The 18132-nt window shown below is 58.5% G+C and carries 14 protein-coding genes and 1 riboswitch; of the genes, 2 read left to right on the top strand and 12 right to left on the bottom strand.

Annotation, left to right across the window (positions count from 1 at the left end; genetic code table 11):
• Nucleotides 1–90: 90 nt before the first annotated feature.
• From QEZ49_RS02775 to QEZ49_RS02750, 6 genes are all read right to left on the bottom strand, one after another.
• Nucleotides 91–1062: a FecR family protein gene (locus tag QEZ49_RS02775; RefSeq protein WP_280384008.1), complete on the bottom strand. Its 972-nt coding sequence runs from the start codon at nt 1060–1062 to the stop codon at nt 91–93.
• Nucleotides 1063–1161: 99 nt separating this feature from the next.
• Nucleotides 1162–1659 (bottom strand): sigma-70 family RNA polymerase sigma factor, encoded by a 498-nt coding sequence (locus tag QEZ49_RS02770; protein ID WP_280384006.1) that lies wholly within the window; start codon nt 1657–1659, stop codon nt 1162–1164.
• A gap of 385 nt (nt 1660–2044) precedes the next feature.
• Nucleotides 2045–3676: an ABC transporter ATP-binding protein/permease gene (locus QEZ49_RS02765; RefSeq protein WP_280384004.1), complete on the bottom strand. Its 1632-nt coding sequence runs from the start codon at nt 3674–3676 to the stop codon at nt 2045–2047.
• A complete protein-coding gene (fhuF, locus tag QEZ49_RS02760) occupies nt 3673–4449 on the bottom strand; it encodes a siderophore-iron reductase FhuF (protein WP_280384002.1) in 777 nt (258 codons plus the stop codon). Before fhuF ends, QEZ49_RS02765 begins: the two co-directional genes overlap by 4 nt.
• Nucleotides 4450–4536: 87 nt before the next feature.
• Entirely contained in the window at nt 4537–6597 is a 2061-nt protein-coding gene (locus QEZ49_RS02755) for a TonB-dependent siderophore receptor (RefSeq protein ID WP_280384000.1), read from the bottom strand.
• A gap of 346 nt (nt 6598–6943) precedes the next feature.
• Nucleotides 6944–7143, bottom strand: a riboswitch (cobalamin riboswitch).
• 595 nt (nt 7144–7738) lie between these two features.
• Complete coding sequence (locus QEZ49_RS02750) at nt 7739–7867, bottom strand: hypothetical protein (RefSeq protein ID WP_280383998.1); 129 nt, start codon at nt 7865–7867, stop codon at nt 7739–7741.
• Between the two features lie 16 nt (nt 7868–7883).
• On the opposite strand from QEZ49_RS02750, the gene QEZ49_RS02745 reads away from it, so the two are divergent.
• Both QEZ49_RS02745 and QEZ49_RS02740 read left to right on the top strand, forming a co-directional pair.
• Complete coding sequence (locus tag QEZ49_RS02745) at nt 7884–8831, top strand: hypothetical protein (RefSeq protein ID WP_280383996.1); 948 nt, start codon at nt 7884–7886, stop codon at nt 8829–8831.
• A gap of 261 nt (nt 8832–9092) precedes the next feature.
• On the top strand, nt 9093–10703 hold the full coding sequence (locus tag QEZ49_RS02740) for an autotransporter outer membrane beta-barrel domain-containing protein (protein WP_280383994.1): 1611 nt from the start codon (nt 9093–9095) through the stop codon (nt 10701–10703).
• 33 nt (nt 10704–10736) lie between these two features.
• Here the strand turns inward: QEZ49_RS02740 and QEZ49_RS02735 are convergent, their stop codons facing one another.
• From QEZ49_RS02735 to QEZ49_RS02710, 6 genes are all read right to left on the bottom strand, one after another.
• Nucleotides 10737–12440, bottom strand: coding sequence for a glycosyltransferase (locus tag QEZ49_RS02735; protein ID WP_280383992.1), 1704 nt, complete (start codon nt 12438–12440; stop codon nt 10737–10739).
• Nucleotides 12440–13141 (bottom strand): Crp/Fnr family transcriptional regulator, encoded by a 702-nt coding sequence (locus tag QEZ49_RS02730; protein WP_280383990.1) that lies wholly within the window; start codon nt 13139–13141, stop codon nt 12440–12442. The genes QEZ49_RS02735 and QEZ49_RS02730 overlap by 1 nt, the downstream gene beginning before the upstream one ends.
• Nucleotides 13142–13465: 324 nt before the next feature.
• Entirely contained in the window at nt 13466–14182 is a 717-nt protein-coding gene (locus QEZ49_RS02725) for a response regulator transcription factor (RefSeq protein WP_280383988.1), read from the bottom strand.
• A 174-nt stretch (nt 14183–14356) separates the two neighbouring features.
• On the bottom strand, nt 14357–15214 hold the full coding sequence (locus QEZ49_RS02720) for a glycosyltransferase (RefSeq protein ID WP_280383986.1): 858 nt from the start codon (nt 15212–15214) through the stop codon (nt 14357–14359).
• A gap of 34 nt (nt 15215–15248) precedes the next feature.
• Nucleotides 15249–16316: a glycosyltransferase family A protein gene (locus tag QEZ49_RS02715; protein WP_280383984.1), complete on the bottom strand. Its 1068-nt coding sequence runs from the start codon at nt 16314–16316 to the stop codon at nt 15249–15251.
• Nucleotides 16317–16324: 8 nt separating this feature from the next.
• Nucleotides 16325–18121, bottom strand: a complete 1797-nt coding sequence (locus tag QEZ49_RS02710; protein ID WP_280383982.1) for an ABC transporter ATP-binding protein — start codon at nt 18119–18121, stop codon at nt 16325–16327.
• Between the last annotated feature and the right edge of the window lie 11 nt (nt 18122–18132).

Genomic DNA, 18132 nt, shown 5'->3' with positions numbered 1-18132 from the left:
TCACGGTCGAGCCAGCACATACCCCCACCCTCGCCGCATTTTTTTTCTGCGGCGAAGTTTTTTCGTGCGGGAGCATCGCTAGAAGGGAAACTAGTACACGAGCACTAGGCGGCCCGCGATTGAGCGCATCGAGAACCCAACCGAAGATTGCAACGAGCGCAATGCCGCGTCGGGATCATCCAGCGGCACACTGCCCGACACAATGCGATCACCCAGCGCGGGATTGGCGACGACGATGCGACCAGGACGATAGCGCGCGATCTCTGCAATCACTTCGGACAGTGGCTTATCGTAGAACACCAGTCGTCCGTCACGCCAACCGAGATCCGCATCAAGGTCGCTCGGCCCGACCGCGCCCAGGGTTGCGCGGGCAAACCGCACCTGCTCGCCGGGCGCCAGCCTTGCAGATCTTGCGTTCACATCAACTTCGACCGCGCCCTGCTCCAGCGTTACGATCGCACCATCGCCGGATAGCTTGACGCCGAACTGCGTACCCAGCACGCGCACTTCGCCATCAGAAGCCGCGACCGCGAATGGCAGGCCATTCGCTGTAACCGCAAAGAACGCGTTGCCGCGCAGCAGGCGTATCCGGCGCGATCTGTCGGAATAATCGACATCGATCGCACTGTCGGAATCGAGCAGCACCGTCGAAGAATCCGGCAGCGTCACAAGCCGCCGCTCGCCGCGATGCGATGTATAGTCAGCGGTGAAATTCTGCAGCAGACTCGGCTGCTCCAGCCATAATCCGGCAGCACCCACCGCAATCACAAAAGCAACGGCTGCAGTGCCATTGCGGCGTTTCTTGGCGGCCCGCGCCCTGTTGATTTTTTTCAGATATGGGGCCAGCGCCGCGGCCTCTTCGTCGGCAACCCGTTGGCCTGCGGATTCTGTTGCTTCCCATATGCTGACCGCTCGCGCCCAGGCGGCACGATGGGAAGGGCTAGCGGCCAGCCATGCTTCCAGTTCCGCGCGCTCCGCGTTGGATGACGCCGCGCGAACACGCGCGAGAAACGTCATCGCCACTTCATCCGGATCCGGGCGATGCTGGGGCTTCTGGTCCATGGCGTTCAAGTCAACCGAGAGATGAGGATGGCAAACGCGATCACAGACTTCTGCCTATACCGCTTCATGCCTCAATGCCACGCAAACCGGCGCGCTCGGTCATCGAACTTCGATGGCAGCGCGGATCTCACTGAGCGCGCGGCTCATATGCCGTTCAACGCTGCCGACCGCGATATCCAACGCTGCGGCAATCTCCACGTAGGTATGGCCATGCACGCGGTTAAGCAGAAACACGTGGCGCGTGCGCTCGGGAAGCAACCGGATGGCAATATCGATCTGACGCAGATCATCGCGTGCTTCCAACGCAGCTGACGGCGCAGGAAAACCCACCGCTCGCTGCTCCGGCAGTGTCTCGGCCGCGTATGACGCACGGATCTTTTCGGCGCGGATGTAATCGATGGCAGCGTTGTGGGCGCTGCGGGTCAAATAGGCCGCGCCGCATCCGTGGATGTCGCTGTCGCGTTTCCACAGCCGCAAGAACACGTCGTGGACCAGATCGGCTGCTGTCGAGCGATCCCCGATCATGCGCGCCAGCTTGCGCCGGAGCCGACCGCTTTCCGCTTCGTAGAGCGCAGCGACATCGATCGGATTAGCCATCGGAACTCACACCCTCGCCATGCCGACTTATCAAGTTGCAAAGCCATCGTGCCGACCGCGCGGCAACATGGTCCCGCTGCATCCGCAGTGGCGCTAGCAGCTCTCATCCCGTTCAAGCGCAGGCTGTTTTTGCACGCAATATGAATTATTTAGAGGGCATCTAAGTGCTGCGGAATAACATTACTTCTTCAGTATGGTTTTGACTGTGTTTTCATGGACTTGCCATGCAGTCGCGGCATTTCACCAGCGCCACCAGCAAGTTACGCCACCTCTCGATAGTTCCGATCCGTTGCGCACCCGCCACGCTTTTGCGCAGGCCATCCCACTCTCGGAGGCCATCGGGCTGGTGCGCGTGAGGGCCCATCATGCCGCTGGCTGCTGCTAGTCAAGTTGATGTCGACAGCACGATTGCACGCGGCAGATGAAGCTTCAGAACGTCAAACAGTTCGTCGTGCGCCCGCTGATCCAGCCAGGACGTCGGCTCATCCATAACCAACACATCCGGCTTGAAGATCAGCGCCCGGGCGAACGCGATGCGCTGCCGTTCCCCACCGGACAGTCGCGCAATGACGCTTTCGTCTTGTAGATGATCAGCGAGAGACGAAAGCCCGACCGCGGCCAGCGCAGCGATTGCCGTAGTATCATCCACCTCCTGCTCACCCAGCGGATACACAAGCGCGCGCTTGAGGGTGCCGGGCGGCATATAAGCGTTCTGCGGCAGCACCAGTTTCCGGCCACTGATCTCCAGCCTGCCGCTCGTGAACGGCCACAGGCTGGCAAGCGCCCGCACGATGCTGGTCTTGCCGCTGCCGGAACGGCTGCGCAGCGTGTGCATCTCGCCGGGCACCATGTGCAATGACGGCAGCGTGCCCAGCTCCCGGTCGCGATCGACGTTCCAAGCAACGAGATTTTCAGCACTTAGCCCCGGCATATCCGCAGCCGGCTCGCGTTCGAACGGAGGCAGTGTGCCCAGCTTTTGCGCGGCACTGAGGTCGGCGTCGAGACCGTCGAGACGCTGCGTAACGGCCACCCATTCGGCGAGCTGCTGATAGGCCGTTACGAAGTACGAGAGCGAGACCCGCACAATAGAAAATGCAGAGCCTGCCTGCATGAGTTGGCCGAACTGCAGCGTTTCAGCGAAATAAAACGGAGCCAGCACCAGATAAGGAAAATACAGCGAAGCGTGCTTGAAGCCTTCCGAGAAGAAGCCGAGCAGCTTTTCGCGCCGTATCAACGCGAACCAGTTGTCGACGACGCGCGCGAACCGGCCGGCGAGAATGTCTTTCTCGACCTGTTCGCCATGGAGCGTTGCGATCTGCTCGCCGCTGTCGCGAACACGCACGAGGTCGAAGCGAAAGTCGCCCTCCAGACGGTCGTGCTGATAGTTGAGCGGAATGAGATAACGCCCGATCAGATGCGCCACCCAGGTGCCGATGGCGGAATATATCAGCGCACACCAGACGAGCAGGCCCGGGACCACACGCTGTTCGCCCATGAACGACACGCTGACCGGCGGCGAAATCAGCCACAGCACCGTTATGAACGACGCCAACGTCACAACGGCGCCGATCAGACCAACGCACAGCGACAGGGCATTCTCGGCGAATTTGCGCGTATCGTCCGCGATGCGCTGATCGGGGTTATCCCCGCGCACCGGCAGCAGCTTCATGCGGTAGTGGCTGGCGTCATCAAGCCAGCGATTGACGAAATGCTCGGTAAGCCAGCGGCGCCAGCGCACCGACAGGCTTTTGATGAAATAGGTCTGATAGACGGTACCGACGATCAGCACAGCTGCGATGACGAGATACACCCAGAACTGGTGTACGAACTCGTCCCAGTCGCGCTTCTGCAGGGATTCGAAAAAGTCGTTGCGCCACTGGTTGCGCGCAACCTCTGCCGCGACGACGATCAACTGAAAGGTGATGGCAACCACAAGCAGCAACGACGGCAGCAAGCCGGCACGCGAGAAGAAATACGGCTTGGTATAGCCCCAGACTGACCGAAGAAATATTTTCACAGTGCGGCGCTTTCCAATGCACGCATATGGGCTTTGATTCTGGCTGCGGTGCCGTCGCGCGGACAGGCGCAGCACAGCTTCTCATCGGGAAGCATGTATCGCAGGCAGCACACTCGCCGTCTGCGTCCGGACTCGCCGGGCATGTCGAGATAAACCACCGGCAGGTGCAGCGGGTTGCGCGTGCCGTCGTTCAGATGCGTACGCGCAAGATACGCATCGCAGGCCGCGATCAGATCAGCGCTGCAGCCAATCTTCTCAAGATGGCGAACAACGCCTTCAATCAGCGTCCCCGCGTTGCTCCACAGCACGCGCCGCGTTACGCCGGTTCGCTCGTGATAGCGTTCGATGAACGGCGCGATCAGCCCATCAATCAGCGGCTCCAGTGCGCACGCCGGCAAAGGCAGCGCCTGCACCGGTGTGTCGCCCATCACAACCGCAGCGTTGATCTTGCCATCCGGCAGCAGGATGAGGCGGATGTCATCGACACCGCAAGGCGGCATACGTCCCAGTACAACGCGGGCGCTGATATAAGGCGGCAGCACCATGCCGAAATACCACTTGGACCAGATCGACATCACCGCAAGTGCGGGTGTCTGTCCGTGCTCGCGACAGAACGCATCAACGATAGCCGCTTGCCGCTCCGCCGTGAGGATATCGGCCAACGTTAGGCTGTCGTCCCGCACTCCAAACACAAGCCTGTCACGCAGGTGTGCCAGATCGCCGGTGAATACGTTGCTGAGATCTTCAGCCAGATCATCAAGCGCTTTCGTCATGCTCCGCCTGCGCTTTCAACGTTTCGAAGCCAGACGGGCAGCCGGTTGGGCTGCCCGCGCTTTATTGTATTTCGGTGAGGACGCCGGTCAGTAGCGCATACGCAGGGTCACATCAACGGCGCGGCCTTCGCCGTAATAACACGATGTGAGAGACTCGCAGTTGGTGACGTAGCGCTCGTCGGTCAGGTTCTTCGCATTGAGGCTGAGGCGCCAGTTGTCGAACGCATTGGACAGTACGCCAAGGTCGTAATGCACGGCGGCATCGTACAGCGTAAACGACGGCACCTTGAACGTGTTGGCCGCGTTGCCATTGGTTTCCCCCAGGTAACGCACGCCACCGCCCAGCATAACGCCGCGCAATGCACCCTCATCGAAGGCATAGGACGCCCAAAGCGCGGCCTGATGCTTGGCGAGATAGATCGGCGTTGTTTTTGTGTCGGCCGTTTTTGCGTCAAGGTAGGTGTAGTTCGCCGCAAAACTCCAACCGTTGCCAAGCGATCCACGCCCTTCCAGCTCGAAGCCTTTCGAGTTCACTTCACCAATCTGGATGCGGTTGCCCGGCGTCGTCGGATCGGCTGTCAGCACGTTCTGCTGCGACAGATCGAAGACAGCAGCGGTGAACAACGCATTGATGCCAATCGGCTGATACTTGATGCCCGCCTCATACTGTTCGCCCGTTGTTGGTTCGAACGGCACGCCGAACAGGTTGTTGCCCGGTGTCGGGAAAAACGATTCCGAATAGCTGACATACGGTGCGAACCCACCCGGCAATTCGTAGCTGGCGCCAAGTTGCACCGTGTTGGCGCTGTCATCCTTGGGAACGTACGGCGGATTGGTGAAGCCACCCAGCGCAGCATTATAGGCCTGCGTTTGCTGGGCAGATTTTGCACGGTCGTGACGCAGCCCGGCAACGACCGTCAGATTGCCCGCCGTGATGGTGTCGATGATGTACGCGCCAGCCTGCTCAAAGTCCTGGTAGCGCTTCTGGATGAATGGATTGGCACCCATTGGCTGGCCATAGACCGGATTATAAAGATCGAGGAAATAGTTGGTCCGGTTGAGCGCTACGCCCTGATAGTTGGGAATGTTCGCATAATCGATGCCGAATGCGAGATTGTGCTTGATGAAACCGGTGTCAAACTCGGCACGCATGCGCGTATCGACCTGATAGGTCTCGATCGTGTACTCGGCCATGAACATGTTGCGCGCGGTCGTCGTGCCAGCAACAACGCCACTGCCCTGCATTTCCTGCAGCGTGATGTCGATGTGCCGGTAGGCGGCATTCTGCTCAATCGACCACGTCTCATTGAAGCGGTGGCGAAACTCGTAGCCGATCTTCAGGGTGCGCCTGTCGGTGTCGTGATAGCCCGGTTCGCCCAGGAACAGGTCACGCGAAATGTACTGCCCGTTCGGACCGGGAACGACGGTACCGGCAAAAGGCAGCGGCTGCTGGATCGTCATGTTCGGGTCATACTGATAGGAAGCCATCAGCGTGAAGCTGGTGTCACTGCTGGGACGGAACGTAATAGCCGGCGCGATGAAGAAGCGATCGTTGTCGGTGAAGTCGACCAGACCATCGGCCACGCGGCCCATGCCGGTCAGACGGTAGCTCAGAGCGCCGTTGCCGCCGATCGGACCGCCGAAGTCGAAGCCGGCCTGCACCTTGTCATTCGTGCCTGCCTTCAGCACAACTTCGGTGAAAGGCTCATCGGTCGGACGCTTGCTCGTCAGTGCAACGAGACCGCCGGGGCTGCCCTGCCCGTACAGCATCGATGCCGGGCCCTTCAGGACGTCAACGCGCTCCAGTCCGTAGGGCTCGATGCCCCAGTTGCTGTCGTGCTGCTTGAGGCCGTCGAGATATTGATAGGCAAGGAAGCCGCGCACCTGCGCCTGCTCGCGCGTGATGAAGCCACCGGAAAACGGATAGGCGTTCACACCCGATGAAAACTGCAGCGCTTGATAGACGGTTTCCGCATTCCGTTCCTCGATCTCGGCCTTGGTAACCGTCGAGATCGAGCGCGGCGTTGTCAGCACGGTGCCGGGCGTTTTGGTGGTGACGCTGGATTGGGTGGCGACGAAGCCGTTTGTGCCCGGATCATTACGATCCTGCGGCGCGCGCTCATCTGCGGATTTTGTTGCGAGCGACACTGGCGCAGGGCTTACTGCAGGTTGTGTTGCTTGAGCCTGCGGCTTCTTTTTCGGAGCGGCCTTCTTGGGCACGGCGGGCTGCACGACCAGTGGCGGTAGATCTGCTTCCGTAGTGCTTTGAGCGCTGGCTATGGACGCCGCGGCAAACTGCAGACAGGACGTGATTGCTACGAAAGACGCACTACGACGCCCCAGACACGCAATGCGCGCCCGCTCCAACTTCGATGACATTCCAACCTACGCGATACAAAAGGCGGCACGTCACCGCGAACGAAGCCCAACCGGGAAGACACATGGCCTTTCCAGTTTTGACAACGATCAGAACACCCCGTCTGATGCGTGCTCGCGCGTGACCACGGCTGTCGGCAGGTCTACTGACTCGCGAGTCATCGGTATGCGGTCCGCCTTCCCGGAGGTAGCACCTCCAGTGGCATTTAGGACCACGCCTCGTCGCTTACAGTTGCGGGGGCAGTTGTGGAGTCGGGCGGCATGCCCTCACCACATTCCCTGTTAGTCCTCGTGGGAACCGACCCATCTGATTCGCAACACATTGAAGCGAGAGTCAATTACCGCAAACTTCTATCCACAGCCTGTGTGACATGCAGGCAACTCACCGGTCCGCAGTCTAAGTTGTATGAACCGAAAGATTTGAAAGACACGTCAGAGCGCGCTGTGCATCCGATGCTCCACTAAGGCCTGCGTCGCTTTGCAAAACCCAAGCGCTGAGAAGCTTGGCGAAGTTAGACATGCGGCCGACCGGAACCCTTCCGAAGGCGGCGAGCCGCACACCCGATCAACGCGAACACGTGTGGCTCCGTGCCCGTCACCTGTACGCGCACTGCGATGCTTATAGCCGTCAGACTTGGGCGTACTCGCAGTCGACCTGAGACCAGATCAGAATGCGGGGAACTCCGGCATTATTGCTCTAACTGATAGCAGATGGCGGGCATCTCAAATTCGTCAGTGTACCGTGTTTAATTTGCGACGGTACTGAGCACATCTCCTTATATCTCTGTGAGCGACAATAGAGTCGCGGCGCGAATCACCGATGCTGGTCTGTGTTCAGATCAGTTGGGATCGCTCCATGACGCGCGATGACGTCCGCTGTTTTAGTCACCTTCATACCGTGCCCAGCTAGGCGTCAGGCCTGCGTTGCTGCGATGCGCAGCGCGACACTTCCAATTTTCAGCGGCATGACCGCAACCAGTTTTTCGAGAGGGACGGTCATGATCTTGTCATGCCATGCGCATCGCTGCGCGTTTTCAATCATCGCATTGCTTGCCGTGATGCAAGGAGGGAGAGCGCAAGCTCAGCAACTTATAGCGAATGGCACCAATGAGATAGCCAGCGGAACCTATAATACATCTCCAGCGAACGGCAACGCGGGCATCGCGTTATGGGCACTCAACAGTGGAAGCATCGTCAGCGTCGGGATCGTTACAGCGATTACGAGTGGCTCCAATGCCTACGGCGCCCACGCACAGGGCCTAGGCTCACTGATATCACTGAGCAACGGCACCCAGATCACCACTACGGGCGATAACGCAATTGGGCTCTTTGCGTTGTCTGGTGGCCAGATCACAGGCGATGGGATCACGGTGCACACTTCAGGTGTGGATGCTCACGGAGCGTACGTGGAAGGCTCCACCGCGCTCATCACACTCAGCAACGGCACACAGATCACAACCGCCGGCACAGGACACGGTTTACATGCCCGCGATAGCGGGCAGATTGCGGCCGACAGCATCAGCATCGCGACGAGCGCAGACGAGGCCGCTGGTGCAATCGCAATCGACGGCGGCACAATCAACATTGAGAACGGCTCAAGCGTTACGACGATCGGGGACAGGGCCTGGGGCGCAGGCGCAGTGTCCGGGGGCACAGTCACTATCGACGGCTCCAACATCACGACAAGCGGAGACGAGGCTACCGGCGCAAACGCGACGGCTAACGCCACAATCAACATTTTGAACGGTTCAAGCGTAACAACAAGCGGTGCCCACGCTACTGGCGCACAGTTGCGGGCCTTCAGCGCGATGACTGTCGATGGCTCCAGCATCACGACAAGCGGCGACGGCGGCTGGGGCATGGGGGTGTACCTCAACAGCACGGCTACTGTCGTTGGCTCAACCATTGCAACGAGCGGCATCGACGCAATCGGCACGCAAACACAGACTAACAGCACGACTACGTTCGACGGCTCGAGTGTCACGACAAGCGGCGATGGCGCTTAGGGTGCTTACGTTGTCGATAGCGCCACCCTCAATCTTTCTAATGGCTCAGGCATCTCAACTTCGGGTGCGGGTGCTCATGGCGTTCACCTCGCAGACACCTCCCAACTTGTCACTGCCAACAGCACAATCACAGCGGTTGGCAACGGTGCAGATGCTGTTCGTTCGGCTAGCGGCGACAACATCGCAACCATAACCGACAGCACGTTGAGCGCAGCCAATGGTGCTGGGTTTAATGTGATTGACGGAGAGTTGATCGCGGTGGTGACAGATTCCACAGTGACCGGCGGCGATGAGCTGCTGAACGTCGCCAACGGTGCAACACTGGACATTGACGCGGTAGGATCAACATTGACTGGCGCGGCAACAACAGCGGCTGGTGGAACTTCGATCGTTTCGCTCCGCAGTTCAACCTGGAACGTCATCGATGATTCAAACGTATCTCTGGTCGTAAACGGAGCAGGCAGCCTTGTGCAGTTCACGCCGCCGGGTTCGAGCGCGGGACCGTTCAAAACCTTGACGGTCAACGATTACCTCGGCGCGGGCGGCACGCTTGGTGTCAATACACATCTTGGCAGCGATGGATCGTCATCCGATAGGCTGGTGATCGATGGCGGCAACGCGATTGGCACCTCGTTGCTGTCGGTCAATAACGTCGGCGGTGGTGGTGATCTCACGCGGTTGGACGGCATTCTCATTGTTGACGCACTTAACGGAGCGACGGTGCCAGGCTTGTTCGCGCTGGCCGGCCCCGTCGTCGCCGGTCCGTATGAATATTCGCTCTACCGCGGCGGTGAGAACGGTGCCAATCCCGATAGTTGGTACCTGCGTTCAGAGCTCGATTGCGCGCTGGATCCATCAGCACCGGTGTGTGGCGACGACATCCCTGATTGGCGGCAGGAAACCTCGCTCTATGCAGCCGTGCCGGCGATGACGCTGCTCTATGGCCGTCTGATGCTGGACACACTGCACGAACGGCGCGGTACGGCGGTCAGTTCATACGCTGAAGGCGCACCAAATGCAGCGTGGGCGCGTGTGATCGGCCAGCATGGGGATCGCGACGGCGGTAAGGGTGGCATCTACGGCGCCGGCCCGAAGTACGACTATGACTTCTGGGCCTTCCAGGGCGGTATGGATCTTTATCGCGACGGCGATGTCGGGACATCACGCAATCATGCCGGTGCGTTCTTCGCCATTGGTCACGGCTCCGGCGATGTGCGGCACATCGGCGATGGCAAGGCGGGCGAGAACAGCTTCATGGCGTACTCATGGGGCGTTTACTGGACCCACTACACACCTGAGAACGCCTACGTCGACGCGCTGCTGTTAGGATCGTGGTACGATATTGACGCTAAGTCCAACCGCATCCCGAAGATGAAAACAGATGGCGGCGCCTTCGGTGCATCACTCGAAGGTGGCTATCCGGTTTACACCGGACCCGGCGGCTTCAGCATCGAGCCACAGGCGCAGCTCGCCTATCAGACCGTCAACCTCAGCAACGGATCCGATGTCGCCGCACAGGTGCACTTCGGTAACGTCAATTCACTGGTGGGGCGTGTGGGTGTGCGCTTTGCGCAGGACTTCGGCACCCCGACCTGGCTGACCGGAGCACCATCTACCTTCACCGCATGGGTGCGACCCAACTTCTGGTATGAGTTCCTCGGCGATCCAAAGACGAAGTTCTCGTCTGCCACCGGCTTCATTCCGTTCGCGGCTGACATGGGCGGCACCACGTTCGAGATCAACACCGGCTTTTCCACCGACATCGGCGACGGCGCAGCCATCTATGCCAACGCATCCTATCTCGTCGGCATCGGCGAACATGCAGACGGCAACGCGTACGACGGCAAGCTCGGCGTCAAGGTTGCGTGGTGACGGTAACGGGTAGCTAGAGCACCTGTAACGTCATCATAGGGCAATTTCCCGCTTCCGCGTATCTTCTCCAAGGAGAGACGATCCACCATTCCGCCCGCGCCCCAACGCAGCATCTAAGCTCGCGAGGGTGGTTGGATAGTACCGACACGTGCTTTCCGGATAAAAACGGTGATGATGATAGCGATACCAGACGCCCTCCTCTATCGTCACATCGCTAATCTGCGCCTCCAGGTGCACACCATCCGTGCCTAGCACGTGAAGATCAAACTCTCGGCAGACATCGACAAGCTGATCGCTGGAGCGATTGAACGGTGGAATGAAATATCGAACCAGCTTTCTCGGAAATGTCTTCTTCATTATTGACAGCCCCTCGCTGATGTCGCCCCGCAACTCGTCTCCACTCATGACGGAATGGTCGACGTGATAGAGGCCGTGCAGCGCGAGTTCATCAGGCGCGTCATTCAAAAACGAAACCAGCTCCGTGTGCTCAGCTACGCTTTCACGATCCGCAATGTGCCGGATCACATGGTTGGGCAGCTTTGACAGTGGCGGCATCCCTGAATAGGGCACGGGCTCGCCATCGTAAGTAGTAAAGTCGCACGTGCGTCCCCGCAATGTTACTCCGTGCACCTGACTGTATCCGTGACGCCAGAAAATCTCACAAAATGCTTTGAAGGTTTGCAGCGGCGTATCACACGAAACATCATCGTTACGGAAACGAGGACCTGACACCCGCCGAAGCATGTCGCGAAATAGTTCTCTGTACTGCCCTTCCAACGCTGACCAGGACAGTCGTTGTTGAATCATGGCTGCGTTGGCCGATCCCATCGACCTGACATGCTGCAGATTCTGGGCGCACCACGACAAAGCGCCTTTGAACGCTTCGCTGGTGGACGGCACAATCAGACCATTCTCCCCGTGCCTGACAATTTCCGGGGCAACGCCCACGTTTGTCGTCACAGGAAAGCAGCCCGCGGCCATTCCCTCGATCAGCGGCATGGGATGCCCCTCATGGCGAGACGTAACCGCAATGACGTCACATTGGTTATAAAATTCGTTCATTTTACGCGCCGGTAATGATCCCGACGCCAAACGAAGATCAAAAACACCCTCACACGCAGGCGCAAGAATTGAGTCAACCTGCTTCACGGCGTCCTGCACATTCCCGGCCCATCCAACAACTAGCGGACCGGTCCGCCGTGCTCTCGGGAAAAATTGCCTTGCGTCGAACCCGCTCGGCAATGATCTAACGTCCTGATGCTGCCCTTGCAGCAGCGCCTCTAGGCGTTTTGAGGTGCAGTGTACGACCGTGCAGTCCCGTAAGTAGCGCCAGCCAAATTCCCGCGCATCACACGGACCATAAAGCGGATCATCTTCCCACCGATGGCTCGCAACGTGCTTCACAAGCCGATAGGGGTCGACTTGCATGTTCCTGTAAATGCGCTCGCCCCAAAAAAACAAATAAACGAGATCAAACTGACTCGCATCGAACTCAGCGCCGTCTTCGACATAACGGATGCTAAACTCGAATTCATCCGACAGATTGCTGGCCAGCGCTTGTGCGCATCGATCGAAAATCCATCCCCGCCGATCGGCCATCAGCAATACCGAGGGTTTTCTTCCTCGGCGGCCAACTTTCAACTTTCTCACAATTCGATCAATTACCGCCATTGTCGAGGACAAGCCTGCGACTTGCCCGAACCGCAGCCGCTGTCGGCTTTCGCCGCGCAGCGGCATCAGTCCGCACCCGCTGGCACAAAGCCAGGGTCAGCCATTCCCATTGCCGAATAGTATCCCCTTGCGGCTTCAATCAGACCTAACGCATTGTCGATTGCTATACGACCACGCTCCATGTGGATTACGCCGGTATCTGCAAGGCGCCCTAAAGCCACCGTGACTCCTGCACGCCGCACACCCAACGCCGCAGAAATTTCGTCGTGCGTCAGCGGCAGCTGCGTCGTACTCATCTTTTCGCAGGCAATAAGAATCCACCGCGCGACCCGTTGAAGGATGGTGCCGCGTGCATTCACAAGGGCCGTTTCACGCGCTTGCATCAGCGTAACGTAGGCATAGCGCATCAGCACAGCGCGTAAAGGCGAACCGTGCTGACATAACGTCAGAACGCGCTCGGTATCAATGCGCCAAGCTGGGCCCGAGACCAGTACGATCGCATCCTGATACGCGCGTTCGCATCCCAATACGACTTCAACAGCCGTGCACCCTTCCCGTCCTATTGTTCCAACGTCCGCCTGCTCTCTGCGCGCTGATCGCGCAATGACAGACACCAGTCCGCCTTCTGGGAAATAGATATAGTCCGGACGACATCTCCGGCGCATAACCTGCTGGCGACACGACATCACCACCAGTTCCATCTCACGCGAAATTGATTCTCTTACGTCCGCTTCAAGCGCCGCCAGCAATATGTTTTCGTTACCCATTGCCAGCCCCCCTTTTGGCTTGCAAATACTGACAACATCGCCGTTGCTCTGTGTTCTGACTATATGAGCCGAGCTGCGGCACCGTTCGCATTTTTCAGCGCGTTAGCGTACAGATCCGGTTGCCTTCTCTTGATAACCGCCAAATACAACGGGCTCGCACAGAGGAAGGGATTCCAAGGCCACCGCCTAGGCTGCTCTACAAGAGTTTGCGGCCACCAAACGGGGCGCCGCCGACGGATACCTCCGCAAACGGACCATCTTTCAGCGCACTGATCGTCGCTGGCAAGAGTGTGTTTTGTTCCGATTTGTACCAGACCGCGCAAGTCAGATGCGCGTGACATTACCCGCGTAGATGTAGCCCACGGATCGAATGCTTTTGATAAGTATTGGCTCGTCTGCCACGGGCTCAATCTTCTTACGCAATTGGACGATGCATTTGTCCAACACTCGATCCAACGGCGACCACGATTTACCTTTAAGGCGTCGCATAATCTCGTCGCGCGATAGAGTTCGGCCGGCATGCCTCGTCAGAATGGTTAACAGATCGAATTCCGCAGCGGTAAGCGCGATGACCTCGTCGTTCGCTCCTCGCAGATCGCGGCGGGATACATTCAAAATGCCAAAGTCGAGCAGGTAGCGTTCATCCTGCCCGATCACGTCTTGCCCACCCCGCGTGCCAACGCGACGCTTCAGAACCTTTTCTATGCGCAGCACCACTTCGCGCATGTTGAACGGCTTCAGAATGTAATCGTCAGCGCCGCTTTCAAGTCCTAGCACACGATCATCCGGCGTTCCGCGCGGGGTGATAATAATCACCGGCACATCGCAAATTCTGCGCACGGTTCGGATGATGTCCGTCCCGTCGGTGTCAATTGCGCTGATTTCAAGTGTGACTAGGTCAATGGCGGCGCTTCGCACGCAGTGAATGAGAACATCGCAATCCGATGCGACAGTAACTTCAAACCCGTTGCGCCAAAGCTCATGTTGTAGAGGCGCGCATGCCTCTTTATCGTCATCGAAGATAGCAATGTGATGGCTCATCGGAACGCGCCACACTAGGCAGCCGGCAGCCGACTGCAATCCCGACTGAGCGGAACTCCCCGTAAAATACCCACCGGTAATTACGGCGACAAGCACAACAAAAAGAACGTAATTCAGCACATTTGAGATTATGTACCGCCTGCGCGCCCAGTGCGCACTCATCTCGGGGTCGCATCAACCAAAGGCACGCACCACAGCGCTGCTTGCCAGACGCATCAAGCGCTCACCCATCGGAGCCGTCGTGATCTTGCCGATCGCCAATGCAATATTTTCTTCTGAAGCATCCTTCAGCGCGTACTGCCCACGCCAACCCCCAACTGAATGCTTTTCAGTTAACATATGTAAATATGATCCTTGCGGCGGCATGTGATACTTGGAGATATCCGATTGGCGAAAAATCTCGTTCCATAAATGCAGCATCACGCTGTTTGACGCTGCACAAGCGATTGCATCACACTTGCGTGGGTCCAACAGATCAAGTGCATTGCTCCAATGTACCGGGTAGCATGAGGAAGACGGTCGCGCTTCCCAATCGCGATTCAGTTCCGCGGCCTTTCGCGTAATGAGCCTTGGACCGATCTCCCCCCAAGCCACGTTGCGCCCAAGCCGGAGGGCGTCTCTCAGACACTCAACCATCAAGCGATCACCTGCCTCAAAATACAGCACGGCTCCGTTGATGAAGTCCGGGTCTTCGCGCGCGAAGAAACTGTGGCAATGGGGAATTCTCTCACTGAGGCAAATGACGTCGGTATCAATCCACCAGCCGCCCAGCCGCTCTAGCAAGAGATAGCGAAACAGGTTGGAGCAAGCTGAGAACGACCCTTTGCCGAAACCGCCGCTGTACGCGAAGCACTGCTCCTTTGGCAAAATTGCTGCAGCGTCGCGTAGCTCTACGCCTCTCGGCACTTGAAGACGATTCGAGTAGCAGTACAGGGCAACCCTGTGGCCATGATCGATGAACGATCGCATGCAAAGCGCTTCGTAAGGCGATAGATCATCGCCAACCCAGAATGACTGAAACGTGTGACGCATTGCCGTTCTCCACCTTTACGTTTCTGGTGTTCGATCACGCAGGTGCAGGCGTTTCGCTGTTCGCCACGCTGAGCCTTCTCGGCTTCCGCACCGCGGTTCCGACGCAGCGCATAAAGCGTCCCGGCCCCATCGAGACCGCGCGAATAAGCGCCAACAGGCTCAACGCATCAAGATCGCGGCGCAAAAGTACATCGACAAGCGCCCGCTGTACGCAGCGCGACTGGCGACGGTCGATCCTGGCGCCTAGCAGTTTGCGCAGCGGATCCGCGCTTGGCTCGTCTCGCAGCTGCTCTAACGCTGCATAGATGGCTGCCGATGGCACCAGCGCTTTCATGATTGGATCTTCGTACGGAAGCGCGCTACGCAAGCCATGCGTCGGATCGGGGCGGCCAGCTATCCGCAGGGCGTGCGTCGCCCGGGCCAAATCCGCTGACGCCATCTGCCGTATCGCATGGCGATGCGAAACGCTGTCGTCATGCACGCGGTAGTAAATCCCAAAGAACTCGCCGTTATCGATCTTGCCATTCTCTGCAACGCGAATGAACATGTCATAGTCCTCTGCGTGTTCGTAGCAGGATCGGTAGCCCCCTATCGCTAGTAGAGCGCTGCGTCGAATCATGGCCGATGGCTGCGATACCGCAGTCCCGCGCTTAAAAGCGGCCCGAACCACCTCCGCACCAACGGGGCGACGCAAGTCGCGCAGAATTAGACCAGTGTGGTCCACCACATGAAGCTGGCAGCCTATCGCATGCAGGTCCGGATCTTTCTTCATCCGCTGCACCTGGTCCGCCAGCCGATTTGGCAACGAGATATCGTCAGCGTCAGCGCACGCCAGTAATTCTGTGGTGGCACGCGCGAGGAGTTCGTTGCGCGTTTCAACCTGGCCCCGCCGTTCGCGCCGTATGAGTTGAACTCGTGCATCGGCGCGCGCAAGCTCGTCCAAAATCTCACCCGATCCGTCATCAGATCCATCATCGACGACCAAAAGGCGGAAGTTACTGAAAGTTTGCCCGAGAATGCTCTCGACGGCAGTCTGTACGTATGGCCGGGCATTGTGGACCGGCATCATAACCGTCACCTCTGGTGTCACTTTGGCCTCCACAGTCCGCCTCATGCCGATTTCTGTAGCCGTTCAGTGGTCGGTGAACTCGAAAACTGTACCTTGTAGAGATGCGCGTAAAGGCCGCCGAGCTGCATCAATTCCGCGTGCGATCCTGCTTCAGCGACGCTGCCTTCCGAGAGCACAATGATGCGATCGGCCGCCGCTACAGTGGAAAGCCTATGGGCAATAACAATTGTGGTCCGGCCTTTCATCAATCGGGCAAGCGCAAGCTGTATGTGCTGCTCCGAGTGGCTGTCCAGCGCAGCGGTCGGCTCATCAAGCAGGATGATGCGGGCGTTCTTCAGAAACGCTCGCGCAATTGAAATACGCTGGCGCTGCCCACCCGACAGCATTGCCCCCAGCTCCCCAACTGGCGTGTTGTATCCGTGCGGAAGGGACTCAATGAATGTGTCGATGTTGGCTGCGCGCGCCGCGGCCCTGAGTGCGGCCTCTGAAGTGCTCGGTGCACCTGCTTCGATATTCTCGCGAATGGTTCCTTCAAAAAGGAACACGTCCTGGCTCACGAGGGAAATTTGGCTTCGCAACGACAACGTCGAAATGTCGGTCAGCTGCTGGTCGTCGATGGAAATTCGTCCCGCATCCGGATGCCATAATTTTTGAATCAGATTGAACACCGTGGTCTTTCCGCTGCCCGACAGCCCCACGATTGCTGTGACCTTGCCGCCCTGCGCTTTAAAGCTCAAATCCCGCAACACCGACGCGTTCGCCTGATAGGCAAATGACACACCGTCAAACGACACTTCTCCTCGGTCCACCGCCAAAGCCGGCGTCGCGTCTCTCGATTCCCGCACCGGCGTATCAATAATCGCGTACAGTGTTCTTGCTCCGGCCGCCGCCGCCGCTAGCTGCAATTGCAATCGTGACAACCTGCGCAACGGGTCCGCAGCCATAAGCAATGCGGTCAGGAAGGCAAACAGCTCTCCCGGCGTCTGGCCCGATGTAACACTGCGCCAGCCAGCATATGCGACGACACCCGCAACAGCCACGCCACCAGCTGTTTCAATGAGCGGGTTGGTTAGCGATTGAATTTGGGTCAGCTTGTTGTTGACACGCTCAACGGCACCGATGGCATCGCCCATGCGCTGCTCCATCACGGGCTCAAGCTGAAATGATTTTACAATTCGGATGCCTTGGGCCGACTCCCGCATAGTGGCGACGACATTCGTCATCGACTGAAATTCGCTGTTGGCCGCGTTGCGCACGCGCTTGGTCAGTCGCCTGAGACCAACCGCAATAATCGGCCCCACTACGACCGCCATTGCCGTCATCATGACATCTTGCGACAGCATCACGGCCAGAAGACTCAATAGTGTGAACAGATCGCGCCCGACGCCAAGCGCCAGAATGTTCAGCACGTCGCGCACCGCTCCGGCGCGCTGGCTGATGCACGTCACAAGCTCAGCTGACGATTGGCGCAGGAAAAAGCTGGCGTCCATCTGCAAGACATGGCCAAACAATCGTCGCTGCGTATCCGCCACGATCCGGTTGCCTATCTGCGCCAGCGACACTTCCTGAAAATAGGCCGCAAAGCCCTTCACGATGAACAGGCCGCAAATCACTAACGGTAGCCAGACCATCGCGTGCCGGTCCTGCGCAACGAAAATGCGGTTCACCACATCCTTCATCAGCCAGGCCGTCAACGCAGTGCAGCCGGCGAAGATGCTCATAAGTACAAACGCACCCGCATAGCGCCGCGCATAGCTCCCAAAGTGTTCTAACGCGAGCCGTCGCACGATCTCGAAGGTCGATGCGTCGATCGGCGCGCGTCTGCGCGCCGCTAGCATTCCGTTCCGCC

This window comes from Hyphomicrobium sp. D-2, from assembly GCF_029872155.1.
Lineage (GTDB): Bacteria > Pseudomonadota > Alphaproteobacteria > Rhizobiales > Hyphomicrobiaceae > Hyphomicrobium_A.
The sequence above is the reverse complement of the archived record's forward strand: the minus strand, read 5'-3'. Positions and strand labels throughout refer to the sequence as shown.